This is a genomic window from Teredinibacter haidensis (assembly GCF_014211975.1).
In the GTDB taxonomy this organism is placed as follows: Bacteria; Pseudomonadota; Gammaproteobacteria; order Pseudomonadales; family Cellvibrionaceae; genus Teredinibacter; species Teredinibacter haidensis.
The window spans coordinates 3,667,678-3,686,578 of the sequence record NZ_CP060084.1 but is presented as its reverse complement, the minus strand read 5'-3'; the positions used below and the strand labels follow the sequence as shown (position 1 = coordinate 3,686,578).

Here is an 18,901-nt window from a genome sequence, read left to right as displayed (position 1 = left end):
TTAAAGGGTAATAGGTCGGGGCGGTCTGGTCGGTATTGTCGGCAAAGGCTTTGTTAGAGAAATGGGGAAAGTTTGTAGGTACGAATGCTGCTTTGCTATAACAAAGTCATCAAACCTGACACTTTTTACTCCATTCCATGTTGTGCATGCCTGCGGCATAATTGCACAACATTCCATTACATAAAAAGTGCAGTTTATAACAACGTTATAGCGGTCTTGAGCATTTTACATTTTTAGGTGAGCCTCAAGTATCCCTTACCTTACTTCGAAGGGTGCTTGGTCAAGCAGTTTGATCGTAAATCGCAAGATTCGGCATCGCTAACGTAGTTTCTTTATCGTTGGTGGTATTTAACTACGAGTCTTTTCCCGTTTGGATATTGTGCTGTTGCTCGGCTTTTGTCAGTAGTGGTAGTGTTTAGAGGGAAATGGCGTGCGGCGGTCTGGTCGTTATTGTCGGCGATAGCTTTGTTAGAGAAATGGGGACGGTTTGTAGGTATGAACGCTGCCTTGCTATAACAAAGTCATCAAACCTGACACTTTTTACTGCATTCCATGTTGTGCATGCCTGCGGCATAATCGCACAACATTACATTACGTAAAAAGTGCAGTTTATAACAACGTTATGTGGTCGAGTAAAAAAGGTTACCTGTATGAGCAAGAATCAAAAAATAGCTTTTTGGTCTATGTATATTGGGTTCTGCGTTGCAGGAACTGTATCAATATATTTTCAAGGGGCATTTGAATTTACAGCATCCATTGTGGGTACATTAATTTTGGTGGCATTTTACTTATTAGTAGCGTTTGTTCTGTATGTTTTTGTAAAGAAAAACCCGGATCAGGTCGAGAAACTATTTCGTAAGTAGATACACCTAAAAAAATAAGCGAAGTGCAACAAACACATAACAAAAAGCTGCACTCGGACGCATATTGCTACGCTCGTTTTTATGTAAGTCGCGGTGCTCCATTTTACATAAAAACGCTCTCCGCAATATGCGCCGGTGAGCTCGGCGTTAAAGGTAATAGGGCGGGGCGGCCTTGGTGGTTATTGTCGGCGATGGCTTTGTTAGAGAAATGGGGAAAGTTTGTAGGTATGAACGCTGCTTTGCTATAACAAAGTCATCAAACCTGACACTTTTTACTGCATTCCATGTTGTGCATGCCTGCGGCATAATTGCACAACATTCCATTACATAAAAAGTGCAGTTTATAACAACGTTAAGTGTCAGAGAAAGTATGGAAGACTTAATCGAAGAAATAGGTATTGATGAAGAAGAGCGGTTATATCTTAAGCCCGCTAATGAAGCATTCCCAATGATTTACCGTGAAGCTATGGAGGTTCACTGGAACAGTGAGCATAAATACCTCTATGGCGCTAAGCCTAGAAAATGGGGTTACATTGAGTGGTATCAACAAATAGTTAAAGCGGCATCGGAGCAAGGTTGTAAGCTTATATTATCCCCTAGCGTTTCGTGGGTAAATATACCTAATGACCTACAAGCACAAATTGCAGGTGGGCAAAGTGCCAAAAACACTTAACAAGTTTGTCCAGTTGACGTTTTGGTCTACGCTCCTTTTTGTGCATTTGCTTCGCAATTTTTCGCACAAAAATCCACTACAACCAAAACGCAACTGACAAAGGCGTTATAAGCGCTCGTAGTTGGTTGTAAAATTTTTACGTGTTTCAATTTAACTCTGAGTTTTTCTGAGAGTTTTGTGGAATCACCTTTAAGTTAAAAGGCCGCCTGTCGGCCGCCATAGTTTGAGGTTAAGAGTGTTCGTTCTCGGTGCGAGTTATACCAGCCAAACTAAATTGTTAAAGAACAACAATATAGCTTGGCTTAGTCAATCAGTTTGTTGCTGGTTCTTTGACTTCGTTCCAACCATCTTTGCGTGGGCTAGGTCAAAATATTGAAGAAGGGTCTTTGAGTAAGGTATTGTGGTCCTCACTAGCAGGTTCTGTGCGGTTCCGCTTATAACAAATTACTTAAACATCGTTCCGGCCAAAAGACGGCCTCCACTGGACGCAGCAAGCTGCGCCGTTTAGCAAAACGTTATGGCGGGTTTAAATAATTTGTAAATCGTTCCAGAGTTCGTCAAAATTTGAGGTCTCGCAGTTTAGTAAGTGCCATCGTCGAGAAAGAACAAATAGTTTCACTCGGCACAAGAAAGTAGCCAAGTGGTTACAATAGAAAGCATTGGAATAAGGTGAGAGCAAAACCATTCGTTCCTTGGTTCACCGTTTAAAAACCCACTGCGAAATGAAACAGGTAGTTCGCATCTTCAAGGCTCCATCAAGAAAATGCGAATTGTTAGAATAGTAGTTTATACTGGTTGGGTTTTTAATAGGCTAAAGTTCCGCGTTCGCTCCACAAAGAGCGCTGTAGAAAGTAAGTGCCACCCAGCTCATAACAAATCGCTGCACTCGGACGCATATTGCTACGCTCGTTTTTATGTATGTCGCGGTGCTCCATTTTACATAAAAACGCTCTCCGCAATATGCGCCGGTGAGCTCGGCGTTATAGCGGTCTTTAGCATTTTACATTTTTATGTGAGTCTCAAGTATCCCTTACCTTACTTCGTAGGGGCTTGGTTAAGCAGTTGGATCGTAAATTGCGAGATTCTACATCGCTAACGTAGTTTCTTTATCGTTGGTGGTATTTAACTACGAGTCTTTGCCAGTTTGGATGTTGTGCTGTTGCTCGGATTTTGTCGTTGGTGGCAGTGTTTAAAGGGTAATAGGGCGGGGCGGCCTTGGTGGTTATTGTCGGCGATGGCTTTGTTAGAGAAATGGGGAAAGTTTGTAGGTATGAACGCTGCTTTGCTATAACAAAGTCATCAAACCTGACACTTTTTACTGCATTCCATGTTGTGCATGCCTGCGGCATAATTGCACAACATTCCATTACATAAAAAGTGCAGTTTATAACAACGTTATAGCGGTCTTTAGCATTTTACATTTTTAGGTGAGTCTCAAGTATCCCTTACCTTACTTCGTAGGGGCTTGGCCAAGCAGTTGGGTCGTAAATTACGAGATTCGGCATCGCTAACGTAGTTTCTTTATCGTTGGTGGTATTTAACTACGAGTCTTTGCCAGTTTGGATGTTGTGCCGTTGCTCGGCTTTTGTCGTTGGTGGCAGTGTTTAGAGGGAAATGGCGTGCGGCGGCCTGTTCGTTATTGTCGGCAAAGGCTTTGTTAGAGGAATGGGGAAAATTTGTAGGTATGAACGCTGCTTTGCTATAACAAAGTCATCAAACCTGACACTTTTTACTGCATTCCATGTTGTGCATGCCTGCGGCATAATCGCACAACATTCCATTACATAAAAAGTGCAGTTTATAACAACGTTATAGCGGTCTTTAGCATTTTACATTTTTAGGTGAGTCTCAAGTATCCCTTACCTTACTTCGTAGGGCCTTGGTCAAGCAGTTGGATCGTAAATCGCGAGATTAGGCATCGCTAACGTAGTTTCTTTATCGTTGGTGGTATTTAACTACGAGTCTTTGCCAGTTTGGATGTTGTGCTGTTGCTCGGCTTTTGTCAGTAGTGGTAGTGTTTAGAGGGAAATGGCGTGCGGCGGCCTGTTCGTTATTGTCGGCGATGGCTTTGTTAGAGAAATGGGGAAGGTTTGTAGGTATGAACGCTGCCTTGCTATAACAAAGTCATCAAACCTGACACTTTTTACTCCATTTCATGTTGTGCATGCCTGCGGCATAATCACACAACATTCCATTACATAAAAAGTGCAGTTTATAACAACGTTATAAGCGCTCGTAGTTGGTTGTAAGGTTTTTACGTGTTTCAATTGAACGCTGAGCTTTACTGAAAGTTTTGTGGGATCACCTTTTAGCTAAAAGGCCGCTTGTCGGCCGCCATAGTTTGAGGTTAGGAGTGTTCGTTCTCTAGTGCGAGTTATACCAGCCAAGCTAAATTGTTAAAGAACAACAATATAGTTTGGCTTAGTCAATCAGTTTGTTGCTGATTGTTTGACTTCGTTCCAGCCATCTTTGGGTGGGCTAGGTAAAAATATTGAAACTGGGCCTTTGGTTAAAGTATTGTGGTACTCACTAGAAAGCTTGGTGCGGTTCCGCTTATAACAAATTACTTAAACATCGTTCCGGCCAAAAGACGGCCTTCACTGGACGCAGCAAGCTGCGCCGTTTAGCAAAACGTTATAGCGGGCTTTAGCATTTTATATTTTTAGATGAGTCTCGAGTATCCCTTACCTTACTTCGTAGGGGCTTGCTCAAGCAGTTGGATCGTAAATCGCGAGATTCGGCATCGCTAACGTAGTTTCTTTATCGTTGGTGGTATTTAACTACGAGTCTTTTCCCGTTTGGATGTTGTGCTGTTGCTCAGATTTTGTCGTTGGTGGCAGTGTTTAAAGGGTAATAGGGCGGGGCGGCCTGGTCGTTATTTTCGGCAAAGGCTTTGTTAGAGAAATGGAGACGGTTTGTAGGTGCGAACGCTGCCTTGCTATAACAAAGTCATCAAACCTGACACTTTTTACTCCATTTCATGTTGTGCATGCCTGCGGCATAATTGCACAACATTCCATTACATAAAAAGTGCAGTTTATAACAGCGTTAAATGCCTCTAGTCTGGAATTAATTTATGCGTGAAATAGAATTTTCGATACCTGACTTTACAGGTAAGTGCGTGTCTTTCACTACAATAAGTGGGGAAGATAAAAGTAATATCGATATTTTCAATCCAGTCTTCGAAAACCAAGCTGGCCGTATATTTGTTAAAGGCATTAGCCCAAAAGGCTCCACCGAATCTGGATGGGTAGAGGGCTGTGAGGTTGCTTTGGCATGGGATCAAGTTTCGGACTATTTTGTTTTTGCTAATAATGAAGAGTTTCAGCGAGCAGCTGAAGCCTCTCGTTTATTCTATGAAAGTGATGAAGGTGAATAAAGCATTTAACAAGTGGGTCAATATGACTCCAAAAAGCTTCGCTTTTTTCTGCATATTACCCAAGCGTTATAGCTTGTCGGGGTCATCACGAGAAAGCGCCAAATCATAGACTTCGTTACGGTTTCTTTTTCCTGCAGCAAGAACGGTCACTGTAATTGTTGTATCGGAAACTGAATATACTAAGCGGTAGCCAAGTTGGCGTAATTTAATTTTGTATAAGTTATTCCCGCCGCTAACAGCAGCGGAAAGCACATGAGGGTTTTCAAGTCGTTCGGTTAGTTTCTTTTTAAATACTTGTCGTATTGATGGGGCGAGCTTTATCCATTCTTTTAAAGCACTCTTTTTAAATTCGAGGCTATAGCTCATCCAGTTTCACCTTTACGCTTTCTTCATCCATGCGGCTTCTGGCTACCTCTAGAAGGTCTTTATCTTCTATGAGGTCCATCATAGCCTCGTAGGCTTTAGCTGGGATGCAATAAAAGGCTGGTTCGTTCCTGTTTAGCACGGCTATTGGCATACCTTCACCGCTAGCAACAACCTTCATGGGGTTGGCTTTTAGCTCAGAAATGCTTGCAGCCATTTCGGTAAGTATTTGATTTGGCATGGTTTTTACCTATAAAGGGTTGGGTTAAGCCCTAATTATAGACCTATTAACGGGTCTTCGGTAGAGCCATAACAAGGCCATTAACCTGACGTCCAAAGCTACGCTTGTCTTTGGGCATGGCCTACGGCCATTTTGGCCCAAATCCAGCTCCACTTTGGCCGCAGGTTATAGCGGCGTTATAAGCGCTCGTAGTTGGTTGTAAGGTTTTTACGTGTTTCAATTGAACGCTGAGCTTTACTGAAGGTTTTGTGGAATCATTTTTAAGCTAAAAGGCAGCCTGTCGGCCGCCATAGTTTGAGATTAAGAGTGTTCGTTCTCGGTGCGAGTTATACCAGTCAATCTAAATTGTTAAAGAACAACAATATAGATTGGCTTTGTAAATAATTTGTTGGTGGTTGTTTGACTTCGTTTCAACCATCTTTGCGTCGGCTACGTCAAAATATTGAAGAAGGGTCTTTGAGTAAGGTATTGTGGTCCTCACTAGAAAGTTCAGTGCGGTTCCGCTTATAACAAATTACTTAAACATCGTTCCGGCCGAAAAGACGGCCTCCACTGGACGCAGCAAGCTGCGCCGTTTAGCAAAACGTTAGCCATCAAGGAGTCGCATGACTGAACAAGTAGTTAAAGCTCATTGTAATCGCTGTAGTGGTGAGCGAAACCATGATGTCTTACATTCAGAAAAAACATCATGGAGTGACGATGAGCACCCAATATGGGGTTCAGATGATTATCAAACATTGAGGTGTCGCGGCTGTGAAGAGATCAAACTTCGGCATACTTCAATGTTTTCGGAGCATGATGAACCGACGATCCATTATTTTCCTCCATCAATGTTTAGGAAAAGGCCAGATTGGTTCGATGATCTGTTTTTCGAAGTCCCGAGTGAAGAGGAATTCGTTGAAAGCCTGCTTAACGAAATATACGTTGCAGTGCAAAACAATCTTCCCAACTTGGCATTGATGGGCGTTCGGTCTCTCTTAGAAAAGGTGATGATTGCAAAGGTTGGAGATAAGGGCACATTTTCAAAGAACCTGAATGCCTTTGCTTCTGAGGGTTATGTATCTGGCCGGCAGAAAGAAAACTTAGATGCAATATTAGAAGCTGGGCACGCTGCCATACATCGTAAATACAAACCTAGAAAGGGTGAGGTGGTGACAGTATTAGACATAACGGAGCATATTATTGAATTCGTGTACTTGCACTCGTCAAAGGTGTCAGTATTAAAAAATCGAGTTCCTGCGCGGGAGCCAAAAAAAGGCTAACAAAGCCATCAAAAACCGCGCACTTCGTGCGCTGGACTCGCAACAAGTTGCTCGCCTCTTATGGCGGCGTTATACATCAGGGTGGTTATGAGTTTTAAGAAATATATTTTGATATTGATTTCGTTTTCATCTGTGTCGGTTGTGGCAGAAGATATTTGCGTCGGGTGGGAAAATCCCATTGAGCCTGACATGAGAATGCTGGAATCACTATTTAATGAAAAGGAGTATCTTAATGCCAAGTCAAGGTTGGCGGAGTTAGATAAAGATAGCCAAGATGTAATGGTGCAGTTCGCGGTAGAAAACTTTGGCCGTGTTATCAAGGGTTATAAATTGAGAATGAAAGTTATAGAGTCGAATAGCGAAGAATCTGTAAAGGAATTCTGCGAATTCTATGTAACGGAAGCGTTTTATCATGACTAAGTTAGTTGTCAGACATATGCATAACAAAAGTAGGCAAGCGACATTTTTTGCGTCGTTCCGTTTGTGCTGGGCTACGCCCATTATTGCACAAACTCCACAACACAAAAAATGCGCCTGCTACTGGCGTTATAAGCGCTCGTAGTTGGTTGTAAGGTTTTTACGTGTTTCAATTGAGCGCTGAGGCCCCTGAGGGTTTCGTGGAACCACTTTTAGGCTAAAAGGCCGCCTGTCGGCCGCCATAATTTGAGGTTAAGAGCGTTCGTTCCCGGTGCGGGTAATGCCAGCCAAACTAAATTGTTAAAGAGCAACAATATAGCTTGGCTTAGTAAATAATTTGTTGGTGGTTGTTTGGCTTCGTTCCAACCATCTTTGCGTGGGCTAGGTAAAAATATTGAAACTGGGCCTTTGGTTAAAGTATTGTGGTACTCACTAGAAAGCTTGGTGCGGTTCCGCTTATAACAAATTACTTAAACATCGTTCCGGCCGAAAAGACGGCCTCCACTGGACGCAGCAAGCTGCGCCGTTTAGCAAAACGTTATAAGCGCTCGTAGTTGGTTGTAAGGTTTTTACGTGTTTCAATTGAGCACTGAGATTTCTGAGAGTTTTGTGGAATAACTTTTAAGCTAAAAGGCCGCCTGTCGGCCGCTATAGTTTGAGGTTAGGAGTGTTCGTTCTCGGTGCGGGTAATGCCAGCCAAACTAAATTGTTAAAAAGCAACAATATGGCTTGGCTTAGTAATTCATTTGGTTGTTGGTCGCTGAACTTCGTTCTAACCATCTTTGCGTCGGTTACGTCCAAATATTGAAGAAGGGTCTTTGAGTAAGGTATTGTGGTCCTCACTAGCAGGTTCTGTGCGGTTCCGCCTATAACAAATTACTTAAACATCGTTCCGGCCAAAAGACGGCCTCCACTGGACGCAGCAAGCTGCGCCGTTTAGCAAAACGTTATAAGCGCTCGTAGTTGGTTGTAAAGTTTTTACGTTTTTCAATTGAGCAACGAGCTTTCTGAGAGCTTTGTGTAATCATTTTTAAGCTAAAGGGCCGCCTGTCGGCCGCCATAGTTTGAGGTTAAGAGTGTTCGTTCTCGGTGCAAGTTATACCAGCCAAACTAAATTGTTAAAGAGCAACAATATAATTTGGCTTAGTCAATCAGTTTGTTGCTGATTGTTTGACTTCGTTCCAACCATCTTTGCGTGGGCTAAGTCAAAATATTGAAGAAGGGTCTTTGAGTAAGGTATTGTGGTAATCACTAGAAAGTTCGGTACGGTTCTGCTTATAACAAATTGCTTAAACATCGTTCCGGCCAAAAGACGGCCTCCACTGGACGCAGCAAGCTGCGCCGTTTAGCAAAACGTTATAAGCGCTCGTAGTTGGTTGTAAGGTTTTTACGTGTTTCAATTGAGCACTGAGTTTTCTGAGAGTGCTGTGGAATCAGTTTTAAGCTAAAAGGCCGCCTGTCGGCCGCCACAGTTTGAGGTTAAGAGTGTTCGTTCTCTGTGCAAGTTATACCAGCCAAACTAAATTGTTAAAGAACAACAATATAGTTTGGCTTAGTCAATCAGTTTGTTGTTGGCTGTTTGACTTCGTTTCAACCATCTTTGCGTTGGCTAAGTCAAAATATTGAAAAAGGGTCTTTGAGTAAGGTATTGTGGTCCTCACTAGAAAGTTCAGTGCGGTTCCGCTTATAACAAATTACTTAAACATCGTTCCGGCCAAAAGATGGCCTCCACTGGACGCAGCAAGCTGCGCCGTTTAGCAAAACGTTATGTGAACCAATCAAATCGAAAGGTGAAAAATGTCTAACAAAGATGAAGACTGGGGGGACATCCTGGGAACAAAGCTAAAAAAATACTCGGCTGAAGAAATAGAATCGTCAATTGCAAAGGCAATATCAGAAATGACGGGTAAAAACCATGCGGTAGGTTTAAGTAAAATATCCTTTAGTGAACGGCAGATGACTGAAATCGCCCTTACAATTTCTCAATTATCAGAGCTAGATGATAAAGATTTACCGTTTTAGTCCTTCACATAACAATCCAAGCCAGCAGGACTCATTTTGCTGTCGCTTCGCTCCAAAACGCAAAATGAGCCGCTGCTTGGGGCGTTAGCTTTGTGCGGCGAGTAGTTAAAAAATGACTATTTTTAATGCTAGATATGAAGATGCTCAATTGGTTGCAGATATTGTTTCAGGTTCAAATAAGGATGTCGCTGACAAATTTGGAATCACTATCGGCAATAATCCAAAGCACCCCTCTTTTTATAATCGAGATTGGGTAGTATCTGATTTTAAAAGGGGGGAGAAGTATTTTTTGCGTAAATATGAGGGAGCGTACGTTGGTTGCGTTGCTTTTGAACAGCCTAGTAAAGGCGTAGGATATCTAAATAGATTGTCCGTTTTACCAAAGTATCGAAGAAAGGGCTTTGGGACTTCACTGGTCAATGCTGTGTTCGATTATGGTGCATCAAAAGGGGTTTGTGAAATAAGTATCGGAATTATTGCTCATCATGTAAATCTTAAGAATTGGTATAAAGATTTAGGGTTTGTTGAAAATGGTGAAAAGCAATTTACACACCTCCCCTTTGATGTCTTATTTATGAAGTATGTGGTATCAAGCTAACAATTTGCTACATTTGACGCAGCGGTCTACGTTCCTTTTTGTGCATTCGCTACACTCGTTTTTGCACAAAAATTCACTACAACTGCCGCGCAAATGAGCAAGGCGTTATAGCGGTCTTTAGCATTTTACATTTTTATGTGAGTCTCAAGTATCCCTTACCTTACTTCGTAGGGGCTTGGTTAAGCAGTTGGATCGTAAATTGCGAGATTCTACATCGCTAACGTAGTTTCTTTATCGTTGGTGGTATTTAACTACGAGTCTTTGCCAGTTTGGATGTTGTGCTGTTGCTCGGATTTTGTCGTTGGTGGCAGTGTTTAAAGGGTAATAGGGCGGGGCGGCCTTGGTGGTTATTGTCGGCGATGGCTTTGTTAGAGAAATGGGGAAAGTTTGTAGGTATGAACGCTGCTTTGCTATAACAAAGTCATCAAACCTGACACTTTTTACTGCATTCCATGTTGTGCATGCCTGCGGCATAATTGCACAACATTCCATTACATAAAAAGTGCAGTTTATAACAACGTTATGTACTAATGGAATTCCAATGAATAAACTTTTTATATTACTATTCAGTATCTACTCTGTTAACACCTTGAGTAATGAATTTGACTGTAATGAAGCAATGACCACTTCACAGATAAATTACTGTGCAGGAGTTGAATTAGAAAAAGCTCAACATGAAATGAATGCATATCTGGCTAAGAGCAAAGAACATAATAATTATGACCTTGAGTTAATTAACTCAATTAATGTAGCCCAAAAAGCATGGTTGTTATATGCAAATGCACATTGCGATTCTATTTATACGCAGTGGCGTGATGGGACAATAAGAGGAGTTATGTCTTTGAGTTGTAAAACGAAAGTTACGAAACAACGGACGCACGAAATTTGGGCTAACTTTCTAACTTATATGGATAGTACGCCTGCTGTTTTACCAGAACCCGAGTTGTAATAAATTGATCGTACATAACAAGTTGCTTAAACGGAATAAAAACAGTTGGCCATCGCTTCGCGATTATAGCCAACAATTTTTATCCGCTTAGCAAGGCGTTATAAGCGCTCGTGGTTGGTTGTAATGTTTTTACGTGTTTCAATTGAGTAACGAGATATCTGGGCGTTTTGTGGAACCACTTTTAGGCTAAAAGGCCGCCTGTCGGCCGCCATAATTTGAGGTTAAGAGCGTTCGTTCCCGGTGCGGGTAATGCCAGCCAAACTAAATTGTTAAAGAGCAACAATATAGCTTGGCTTAGTAAACAATTTGTTGGTGGTTGTTTGACTTCGTTTCAACCATCTTTGCGTCGGCTAAGTCAAAATATTGAAGAAGGGTCTTTGAGTAAGGTATTGTGGTCCTCACTAGAAAGTTCGGTACGGTTCCTCCGCTTATAACAAATTACTTAAACATCGTTCCGGCCAAAAAGACGGCCTCCACTGGACGCAGCAAGCTGCGCCGTTTAGCAAAACGTTATAAGCGCTCGTAGTTGGTTGTAAAGTTTTTACGTGTTTCAATTGAACTCTGAGTTTTTCTGAGAGTTTTGTGGAATAAATTTTAAGCTAAAAGGCCGCCTGTCGGCCGCCATAGTTTTAGGTTAAGAGTGTTCGTTCCCGGTGCGGGTAATGCCAGCCAATCTAAATTGTTAAAGAACAACAATATGGTTTGGCTTAGTTAATGATTTGTTGGTGGTTATTTGACTTCGTTTCGACCATCTTTGCGTGGGCTAAGTCAAAATATTGAAGAAGGGTCTTTGAGTAAGGTATTGTGGTAATCACTAGAAAGTTCGGTACGGTTCTGCTTATAACAAATTACTTAAACATCGTTCCGGCCAAAAGACGGCCTCCACTGGACGCAGCAGGCTGCGCCGTTTAGCAAAAAGTTAAGCAAAAATATGAAAAAATACTCTTTATCATTCGCCATAGGTATTCTTAGTTTCGGCTGGTTAAGCTTAGTGTATGAATACCTATTTGATTACCTTTACATCTTTATCTCGTTTGTCGAAAAAGTTCAGTACTGTAAAGGTATTCTGAATTCAGACGTGTGTCACGGTGTGGCTTACGCGGGACTTTGGATAAGCGAACTTCCTTTACTCTTGGTTAGTTTTACGTTGTTTTTTTTAGCTGTTACTTTATTAGCAAAACGCTTTTCAATTCATTCCTTCGAATGGCAATTTGTTATTTTTGGCTACTTTCTGAGTTTTGTATTACTGATCGCATATTCAGAGTATGGAATTACGTTTTATGGGCTTTTATGCGGGCTGTACCAAGCATTAATAGCTGTCTTGGTTATGTGTGTCGTGTCATGCTTAACAAGGCGTTCCACCTGACGCATTGTAAGTAGCGCTTTTGCAATATCGCTGCGCGAAGTTTATCGCAACGCGCTATTTACAATTCGCAGGTGAACGCAACGTTATAAGCGCTCGTAGTTGGTTGTAAAGTTTTTACGTGTTTCAATTGAACTCTGAGTTTTTCTGAGAGTTTTGTTGAATCACCTTTAAGTTAAAAGGCCGCCTGTCGGCCGCCATAGCTTGAGGTTAAGAGTGTTCGTTCTCGGTGCAAGTTATACCAGCCAAACTAAATTGTTAAAGAGCAACAATATAATTTGGCTTAGTCAACCAGTTTGTAGCTCGTTGTTTGGCTTCGTTCCAACCATCTTTGCGTCGGCCAAGTCAAAATATTGAAGTAGCGTCTTTGAGTAAGGTGTTGTGGTAATCACTAGGAAGTTCGGTGCGGTTCCGCTTATAACAAATTACTTAAACATCGTTCCGGCCAAAAGACGGCCTCCACTGGACGCAGCAAGCTGCGCCGTTTAGCAAAACGTTAGAATTTCTAGAATCGAGTAATTCATGTTCAAAGAAATAATCGAAAGCGTTAAAGAAAAAGTGGAAAAAGAGTCTGGCGAAATTGATTATGAAAAAGTGCTTAATATTTCAGCTGATACTTTGTATGGAGTGATGGAAGAAAATGAATCAGATAATATCGAGGAGCTAAAATCCCGTACCCTTGAGTTCGAGAAAAGAAACTGTAAGAGGTGGGAGCTTGGATTCCAAAAATTAGAAATGCTGAGAGAGATTTCTCTTGAGGCCGGAATGGAATTCCAAAGTACCTTCCTGAAAGACAAAAAATATGAGCAAGACCCTTTACTTGGCGTTTTAATGCGCCAACACGCTAATGCTTGTCGGGTGTCGGGAGAGATTATTTTATTGTTAAAGGGCGGTTATCCTGACGGTGCTTTAGCTAGATGGCGAACACTATTCGAAATATCTGTAAATTGTCTAATTCTAAGAAAGTATGGGCGTGAAGCCGCCGAAGACTATATTAGGCATGGCCAGGTGAAATCCGTTGAAGGCATGGAAGAATACCAAAAAACTGCCGATGAAATGAAGCGTGAGCCGTACTTAGATGAAGATCTTATATCGGCTCAATGGATAAAAGAGCAAGTTACAGAAGGGGAAGCCCACTTTCATTGGGCAAGAAAATACGCTGGATTTTCTAAGCTCGATAAATTGAGAGAAGATATCGGCTTAGGTAAATGGTCATTCGATTACAAGCTCGCAAGTAGAAACGTTCATGCCGACTACTATGAAATGTTATCGCTATTAGCAATGTCTGAGTCCGAGCAAGATATGCTTTTAGCTGGCCAATCAAACTCTGGTATGGTCGAGCCTGCTCATATGACTGCTATAGCACTTGCACAGATTACGGTCGCTTTTCTGACAACTTATATAGAAGAAGACGATGGTCTAGATTACACTGATTCAACCATATTTATGATGTTGATTCAAAAATATGTCGATGCCGTTGGAGATAAAATGATTGAGTGTTCGAACAAAAAAATCTAACAAAAAGCTGCACCTGACAAATATTGCTACGCTCGTTTTTGTGTATGTCGCGGTGCTCCATTTTACACTAAAACGCTCTCCGCAATATTTGCAGGTGAGCTTGGCGTTAGGGCAACCTTAGAGAACGAGTAATGATTAGAATTCTAGCGTTGATTGGTGTTGTTCTTTCTGGTGTATGGTTTTTTGCAGAGAATGGTTATGAACCGATAATTACATGTATCGCAAGTTTGATAACTTTAGTAGGGGCTCAGCTTTCCAGCCATAAAACTGAGAGTTCCTTTGAGGAAGACCCTCGAGTAGAGATTGGGGATGTCTACTGCAAAAATTGTGGAGTGTCTCCAAAAGAATCAACAGAGTGTTTTTCGATTGTTGGGCATGATTTTGTTCCTTTAGAGTTTCCTGTTTACTGTACTGCATGTGGTGCCGTACCGGGTAGGAAAACGAGTTGTAGTGGCGGGCTGCAAATTGATAATTGCCACACATTTGAACTTTGGAAAGATGAGAGTCTTTATTGTAAGAGTTGTGGCGCAGTACCTGGTAAGCGTTCAGCGTGTAGCGAATTAGATTTGGAGCATTCCTTTGTCAGTGCACGTAAGCCCTAACAAGTGTAGTCACCTGACACAAATTGCTGCGCGCCTTTTTGTGTTTTCGCTACGCTCAATTATACACAAACGGCACTCCACAATTCGTGCAGGTGCTACAGGCGTTAGCATAAAATCAGTATTTAATATCGAGGAATATGAATGAAAGCTATTAGTTATGAAGATCTAAATAGCCTCTATCAGTGGATGGATTTCATCGTGAATGAAAAGGACATTGGTGTGGGTAGCATAGATTGTAATTTGAAAATATTTGGTGAAGGAGATGACGCCTATTTGGTGGTTAATGTGTACGGAAGCGACACAAATTCAACTGAGTACTATTTTAAACCGGACGATACAGAAAATGGATTGATGGCGCTTATTTCTTTTATGAGCAATTTTAATTTCTCATTAAAAGAGCTTCTAGAAAAGTTGCCGTTTCAAAATTATGTAGAGGACGATATTGGCTGCTATGCCTCTGTTAACGGTATAAAAATATTCAAAGAAAATGTGGTGTCAAATTAGGGAGGTAATAATGAAGAAAAATACCAGAATTACTGTAAAAAATCCGTCCAAAAATAATACTCAAAAGCCAACATCGGATTCATCGCTAATTATTTCATCTAAAAAAATTGATCAGGCCTTAGAGAAGAGGAAAAAAGAAAAGAATAATGCTGAGGAGTTTACCGAATGGAAGTAAAGGTATTTACCTCTTCTCTAATAAGAGACACCATGCCAGAGTCGGAGTTGGCCAACCTTGTATCTGAATTCAGGGAGTATAAAAAATCAGGAAATGCTCCGCTACTCTTTGGTCGAGATGCTTCGTACAATCGTCCAGATGCGGTTCTTAAGGCAGATATGCATCATGTTCACCTAAAGGGGAATGAAAAATGGAGCTTAAACATTGTTCAGTTCAGAAGACTGAGCAATCTCCACCTCATTTATTGTCGTGGCTTCATGAATCCTAATGCATACTTGTTGATTGCAGTCATAGATAGAGCGCATGAAAGAGCACGAAATATTAATTTCATGCTGGATATGGCCGAAGTTGCAGAGAATTTTCGATCAAAAGTATAGCGCTAACAAAGGGCTGCACGCCGACACCCAAAGCTCCGCCCCTTTTGTGTGTTCCGCTTCGCTTCACTTTAACACAAAAGGTGCTCCACTTTGGGTGCGGGTGAGCGCGACGTTAGGCAAAATATGAATTCAATCATCCTTAGAATCTGCGTGATATATTTTTTGACTGGTTTCCAGCTTGCCTTCGCAGGAGCAGACAAATTATGTGGTTATCTAGATGCATATCTAAAAGCGATAGGTCCTGATAAGTCATCGACTATTGAGTTGCACACATCGTGGGGTTCAAATTTTATAGGGGAGTCGGAAGAGGCTTTCGCGGCTAAGAGATGCATTCGAGATGAATCTCCATTGGCAAAGAGCTTATGCAACTACTTAATGGAGAACTCATCTACCGAGTTCTCTGGAGTTAATTTCAAAAGGTTTTTGATGTGTCTATCGCCAAAAACGAAAATAGAAAGAGACGTGTCATTTGAAACGGCGTTTGTTTCGCTATCATGGGGTACGGATGAACGCGGCTCACTTATAGAGCTGTCCCTGAAAAATGATAAAAAAATTGGTGGTATGGTACTTAAATTGGAAGCGGAGGGTTATTAAGCCTATGCCTAACAATTTACTCCTGCTGACGTTTTGGTCTACGCTCCGTTTTGGGGTGGCTGCGCCACTTTACCCCAAAACCCCACTTCAACCAAAACGCAGCAGAGTAAGGCGTTATGCGTCTAGGTGATTACTATTCGTTAACTACGGCAGCAAAATATAAAATCTATAAAAAATAACTTCTAGTTAATGTCAATTTTGGTTTGGGAGATGGCTCATGGAAATACAACAATCAATAATTCACGGTATTATAAAAGATAAAGACACCTCTGGGGCTGATAGCGTTACAATTAAGCCCAGAATAGAGCTATTATCTATCGATGACCGACTTATAACTCTAGGAAACGATATTTTAAAACTTTATGGGAAATTGAGTAACGGGTATGGAATGCTTGGTGACAATTATGATGTTCATCGTTTCCCCAAATTTTTGGACAGCTATATAGGATCTGAAGAAGATTTTATAGTGTTTTCAAATAACACAATCTCAGTTATATCAGAGCTTATGTCTCAGCAAAGGTTTTCAACCACTAGCTATCCAGTTTTTTTCAGGTATACGAATCAAGGAAATGATTGGCTCCTGATTGCAGTTTTGAAGTTAAAAGAGGGTGTTGGTATAGATGAGGAAACCCTCGATCTCAATGACTCGCTATCTTTTGATGTAAGCGATCTTCGAGAAGCTGCACGTATCGATATCGAAAAATGGAAGGTGAATCAACAGCCCTACCTTTCCTTTATAAAGAGAGGGTCTGGCTCAGATTCTGAGTCATCAAGATACTTTAGAGATGCGTTGTCATGCCTAGAGTACACTGATGCGAAATATAATACAGACACTGCGGTAAAGGCAGTAGACGATTACTGTAACAGTCAGAACTATGATGCTCAAAAAAAGCAATCTCTAAGGGCAAGGATGTATGAGTATTGTAAAGAGAAAAAAGATGCCGACGAGCCCGTAAATTTAACTTCTTTATCCGCCATGTTAAACGACCAAGAGCCGGAATCTTTTATAAATTTTGTTAGAGAAAATAATTATGAGGTTAGTGAGACCTTTTCTCCAAGCCCAGCGAGCTATAAGAGGCTTCAGCGGTTGAGTAAGCGTTTTGGAACAATAAGCTTAGGTTTCGATGTGGACGACTTATACTCCGAGAGAGTTGTGTATAACAGCGAGGATAATTCAATTGTTTTACGAAACCCACCGACAGAACTTGTGACTGAAATTAAAAGGGCTAAGGGCGAAAGTGAAAATGGCAATGAATAAGCTAGATGCTGCAATTCACGTTTATAGACTTTTTGAAGAAAAATCAATAAATGGTCGCCAAGTTACAGGAATTCTCTCGAAAAAGGATTATAAAAATTGTAAGGATGAATTACAGAAATTCGATCTGATACTAAACGTCAAGGATGAGACACGAGAAATAGAGTTTAATCTCCCTTCGGAAAGTGATGCACTTTTTGCGAAAGATATGGATGATCTTCTAATAGCTCCAAGCAGGCTGCTTTCCCTACCAAAAAATTTCTACTTAGCTGATATCGATTATTTTTTTTCTGGTGAATCAGAAAGTTTACCAGATTTGGTAAGAGGGTACATGGATGCATCGAAGTTTGCATCTACACTAAACAATATATCTGATCACAGCCTACCATTAGTGCCTAAAGCAATATTCTTGCAAGGGGAAAAGCTTGAGTTATCATTAACCTATAGTTCTAGCGACCTTGTAATATTAGAAGGGCTTGATAAGTTTATCCTAGATTTCGTTGAGGCTGAAATACATAAAGACCAAAAAGCCACGATTATAAAGGGCGTTCTTATTGAGATGCTCAAAAACAACGAGATTGATCGGCTCACGGTTTCTTGTCTGATGAAGCGATTTTCAGAATTCCTGGAAAGAGTTAATGCTAACTACCAACTATATGTTTCTGAATTTTCTTTTGAAAAAATCAAAGAGCAGGTGGAGAGTGAGAAGTTTGAGTTCACCTTAAAGTTAAACAAAGTATTTTCTGATATTCAAAACCAGCTGCTTGCAATTCCAATCGCGTTAGTGCTTGTAAGTAGCCAAATGAAGTTAGCGAATGGCCTTTCATTTATAAATATGTCAATTTGGTGTGGAGTCCTAATTTTCGGAATATTTATGTCACTGCTAATTAGAAACCAAAGAAGTACGCTTAACGCAATTAAGTTAGAAATTGGCTCTCAGTGGAATAGCATACAAGACAAACATAAATTCGTGGCTAATAGACTAAGCGCAAACTATTCCTACTTGAAAAGTAGACAGAAAACTCAGGAACGTTTTTTGTTTCTGGTTAGTTTAATAGTTTCGCTATCGATTGCTGTAAGTACAGTTCTATTATTATATAACTCACAATCTCTTCATCTTTACAAGGATGTGTTGCGCTACGGATTTATTGGTGGAGTAATCTATTTATTGCTCTCTCTAATTTGGAGAGTAGTTAATATTCGATTGCTTAAAGAAAAAACGCAAAACTAGGAGTGTGGCGTTAGTGGGTACTAGAGTCACGCATAACAAACGGCTCCACGCAGACGCCCAAACCTACGCAGCTTTTGTGGGTTTCGCTGCGCTACACTTTACCACAAAAGCCTCTCCGGTTTGGGCGCTGGTGAGCCGGGCGTTATAAGCGCTCGTGGTTGGTTGTAATGTTTTTACGTGTTTCAATTGAGCAACGAGCTTTCTGAGAGTTTTGTGTAATCACTTTTAAGCTAAAGGGCCGCCTGTCGGCCGCCATAGTTTGAGGTTAAGAGTGTTCGTTCTCGGTGCGAGTTATACCAACCAAACTAAATTGTTAAAGAACAACAATATAGTTTGGCTTAGTAAATCAGTTTGTTGTTGGCTGTTTGACTCCGTTCCAGCCATCTTCGCGTGGGCTAAGTCCAAATATTGAAGTATGGCATTCGAGTAAGGTATTGTGGTCCTCACTAGAAAGTTCGGTACGGTTCCGCCTATAACAAATTACTTAAACATCGTTCCGGCCAAAAGACGGCCTC

General features: G+C 41.1%; 18 protein-coding genes. 16 read left to right on the top strand and 2 right to left on the bottom strand.

Annotated elements, in window-relative coordinates; translation table 11 throughout:
- Positions 1-650: 650 nt before the first annotated feature.
- The 3 genes from H5715_RS14805 (at position 651) to H5715_RS14795 (ending at position 4,915) form a co-directional block, all read left to right on the top strand.
- Positions 651-863, top strand: a complete 213-nt coding sequence (locus H5715_RS14805; RefSeq protein WP_075186132.1) for a hypothetical protein — start codon at positions 651-653, stop codon at positions 861-863.
- Between the two features lie 370 nt (positions 864-1,233).
- Positions 1,234-1,536, top strand: a complete 303-nt coding sequence (locus H5715_RS14800) for a hypothetical protein (RefSeq protein ID WP_075186657.1) — start codon at positions 1,234-1,236, stop codon at positions 1,534-1,536.
- A 3,076-nt stretch (positions 1,537-4,612) separates the two neighbouring features.
- Positions 4,613-4,915 carry a hypothetical protein gene (locus H5715_RS14795; RefSeq protein ID WP_075186935.1) on the top strand — a complete coding sequence of 101 codons (303 nt, stop codon included), beginning with the start codon at positions 4,613-4,615 and terminating at the stop codon, positions 4,913-4,915.
- A 66-nt stretch (positions 4,916-4,981) separates the two neighbouring features.
- Here the strand turns inward: H5715_RS14795 and H5715_RS14790 are convergent, their stop codons facing one another.
- Positions 4,982-5,281, bottom strand: coding sequence for a type II toxin-antitoxin system RelE family toxin (locus H5715_RS14790; protein WP_185906548.1), 300 nt, complete (start codon positions 5,279-5,281; stop codon positions 4,982-4,984).
- A complete protein-coding gene (locus H5715_RS14785; protein ID WP_075185000.1) occupies positions 5,271-5,519 on the bottom strand; it encodes a type II toxin-antitoxin system Phd/YefM family antitoxin in 249 nt (82 codons plus the stop codon). The genes H5715_RS14790 and H5715_RS14785 overlap by 11 nt, the downstream gene beginning before the upstream one ends.
- Positions 5,520-6,124: 605 nt before the next feature.
- Between H5715_RS14785 and H5715_RS14780 the strand changes: the two genes are divergently transcribed.
- From H5715_RS14780 to H5715_RS14720, 13 genes are all read left to right on the top strand, one after another.
- Complete coding sequence (locus H5715_RS14780; protein ID WP_083608101.1) at positions 6,125-6,781, top strand: DUF4145 domain-containing protein; 657 nt, start codon at positions 6,125-6,127, stop codon at positions 6,779-6,781.
- Between the two features lie 87 nt (positions 6,782-6,868).
- The gene (locus H5715_RS14775) at positions 6,869-7,201 is read left to right on the top strand and encodes a hypothetical protein (RefSeq protein WP_075186517.1); all 333 of its coding nucleotides are present in this window, start codon (positions 6,869-6,871) and stop codon (positions 7,199-7,201) included.
- A 1,794-nt stretch (positions 7,202-8,995) separates the two neighbouring features.
- On the top strand, positions 8,996-9,220 hold the full coding sequence (locus H5715_RS14770; RefSeq protein ID WP_075184545.1) for a hypothetical protein: 225 nt from the start codon (positions 8,996-8,998) through the stop codon (positions 9,218-9,220).
- Between the two features lie 112 nt (positions 9,221-9,332).
- A complete protein-coding gene (locus H5715_RS14765) occupies positions 9,333-9,818 on the top strand; it encodes a GNAT family N-acetyltransferase (RefSeq protein ID WP_075184544.1) in 486 nt (161 codons plus the stop codon).
- Positions 9,819-10,359: 541 nt separating this feature from the next.
- A complete protein-coding gene (locus H5715_RS14760; protein ID WP_075188411.1) occupies positions 10,360-10,767 on the top strand; it encodes a lysozyme inhibitor LprI family protein in 408 nt (135 codons plus the stop codon).
- A 1,885-nt stretch (positions 10,768-12,652) separates the two neighbouring features.
- Positions 12,653-13,648, top strand: coding sequence for a DUF5677 domain-containing protein (locus tag H5715_RS14755; RefSeq protein ID WP_075188196.1), 996 nt, complete (start codon positions 12,653-12,655; stop codon positions 13,646-13,648).
- Between the two features lie 131 nt (positions 13,649-13,779).
- Positions 13,780-14,250: a hypothetical protein gene (locus tag H5715_RS14750; protein WP_185906547.1), complete on the top strand. Its 471-nt coding sequence runs from the start codon at positions 13,780-13,782 to the stop codon at positions 14,248-14,250.
- Positions 14,251-14,391: 141 nt separating this feature from the next.
- Entirely contained in the window at positions 14,392-14,754 is a 363-nt protein-coding gene (locus H5715_RS14745) for a hypothetical protein (RefSeq protein ID WP_075188194.1), read from the top strand.
- A gap of 10 nt (positions 14,755-14,764) precedes the next feature.
- Positions 14,765-14,929 carry a hypothetical protein gene (locus H5715_RS14740; RefSeq protein ID WP_175574348.1) on the top strand — a complete coding sequence of 55 codons (165 nt, stop codon included), beginning with the start codon at positions 14,765-14,767 and terminating at the stop codon, positions 14,927-14,929.
- Positions 14,920-15,306: a type II toxin-antitoxin system YafO family toxin gene (locus H5715_RS14735; protein ID WP_075188193.1), complete on the top strand. Its 387-nt coding sequence runs from the start codon at positions 14,920-14,922 to the stop codon at positions 15,304-15,306. Before H5715_RS14740 ends, H5715_RS14735 begins: the two co-directional genes overlap by 10 nt.
- 123 nt (positions 15,307-15,429) lie before the next feature.
- Positions 15,430-15,900, top strand: coding sequence for a hypothetical protein (locus H5715_RS14730; RefSeq protein ID WP_185906546.1), 471 nt, complete (start codon positions 15,430-15,432; stop codon positions 15,898-15,900).
- Between the two features lie 217 nt (positions 15,901-16,117).
- The gene (locus tag H5715_RS14725; RefSeq protein WP_075185768.1) at positions 16,118-17,158 is read left to right on the top strand and encodes a nucleoid-associated protein; all 1,041 of its coding nucleotides are present in this window, start codon (positions 16,118-16,120) and stop codon (positions 17,156-17,158) included.
- Complete coding sequence (locus H5715_RS14720; RefSeq protein ID WP_139309789.1) at positions 17,151-18,386, top strand: hypothetical protein; 1,236 nt, start codon at positions 17,151-17,153, stop codon at positions 18,384-18,386. The genes H5715_RS14725 and H5715_RS14720 overlap by 8 nt, the downstream gene beginning before the upstream one ends.
- Positions 18,387-18,901 lie beyond the last annotated feature (515 nt).

Coding starts and splice junctions, on each gene's coding strand:
- H5715_RS14805 (WP_075186132.1), top strand. CDS start 651: ATGAGCAAGAATCAAAAAATAGCTTTTTGGTCTATGTATATTGGGTTC.
- H5715_RS14800 (WP_075186657.1), top strand. CDS start 1,234: ATGGAAGACTTAATCGAAGAAATAGGTATTGATGAAGAAGAGCGGTTA.
- H5715_RS14795 (WP_075186935.1), top strand. CDS start 4,613: ATGCGTGAAATAGAATTTTCGATACCTGACTTTACAGGTAAGTGCGTG.
- H5715_RS14790 (WP_185906548.1), bottom strand. CDS start 5,281: ATGAGCTATAGCCTCGAATTTAAAAAGAGTGCTTTAAAAGAATGGATA.
- H5715_RS14785 (WP_075185000.1), bottom strand. CDS start 5,519: ATGCCAAATCAAATACTTACCGAAATGGCTGCAAGCATTTCTGAGCTA.
- H5715_RS14780 (WP_083608101.1), top strand. CDS start 6,125: ATGACTGAACAAGTAGTTAAAGCTCATTGTAATCGCTGTAGTGGTGAG.
- H5715_RS14775 (WP_075186517.1), top strand. CDS start 6,869: ATGAGTTTTAAGAAATATATTTTGATATTGATTTCGTTTTCATCTGTG.
- H5715_RS14770 (WP_075184545.1), top strand. CDS start 8,996: ATGTCTAACAAAGATGAAGACTGGGGGGACATCCTGGGAACAAAGCTA.
- H5715_RS14765 (WP_075184544.1), top strand. CDS start 9,333: ATGACTATTTTTAATGCTAGATATGAAGATGCTCAATTGGTTGCAGAT.
- H5715_RS14760 (WP_075188411.1), top strand. CDS start 10,360: ATGAATAAACTTTTTATATTACTATTCAGTATCTACTCTGTTAACACC.
- H5715_RS14755 (WP_075188196.1), top strand. CDS start 12,653: ATGTTCAAAGAAATAATCGAAAGCGTTAAAGAAAAAGTGGAAAAAGAG.
- H5715_RS14750 (WP_185906547.1), top strand. CDS start 13,780: ATGATTAGAATTCTAGCGTTGATTGGTGTTGTTCTTTCTGGTGTATGG.
- H5715_RS14745 (WP_075188194.1), top strand. CDS start 14,392: ATGAAAGCTATTAGTTATGAAGATCTAAATAGCCTCTATCAGTGGATG.
- H5715_RS14740 (WP_175574348.1), top strand. CDS start 14,765: ATGAAGAAAAATACCAGAATTACTGTAAAAAATCCGTCCAAAAATAAT.
- H5715_RS14735 (WP_075188193.1), top strand. CDS start 14,920: ATGGAAGTAAAGGTATTTACCTCTTCTCTAATAAGAGACACCATGCCA.
- H5715_RS14730 (WP_185906546.1), top strand. CDS start 15,430: ATGAATTCAATCATCCTTAGAATCTGCGTGATATATTTTTTGACTGGT.
- H5715_RS14725 (WP_075185768.1), top strand. CDS start 16,118: ATGGAAATACAACAATCAATAATTCACGGTATTATAAAAGATAAAGAC.
- H5715_RS14720 (WP_139309789.1), top strand. CDS start 17,151: ATGAATAAGCTAGATGCTGCAATTCACGTTTATAGACTTTTTGAAGAA.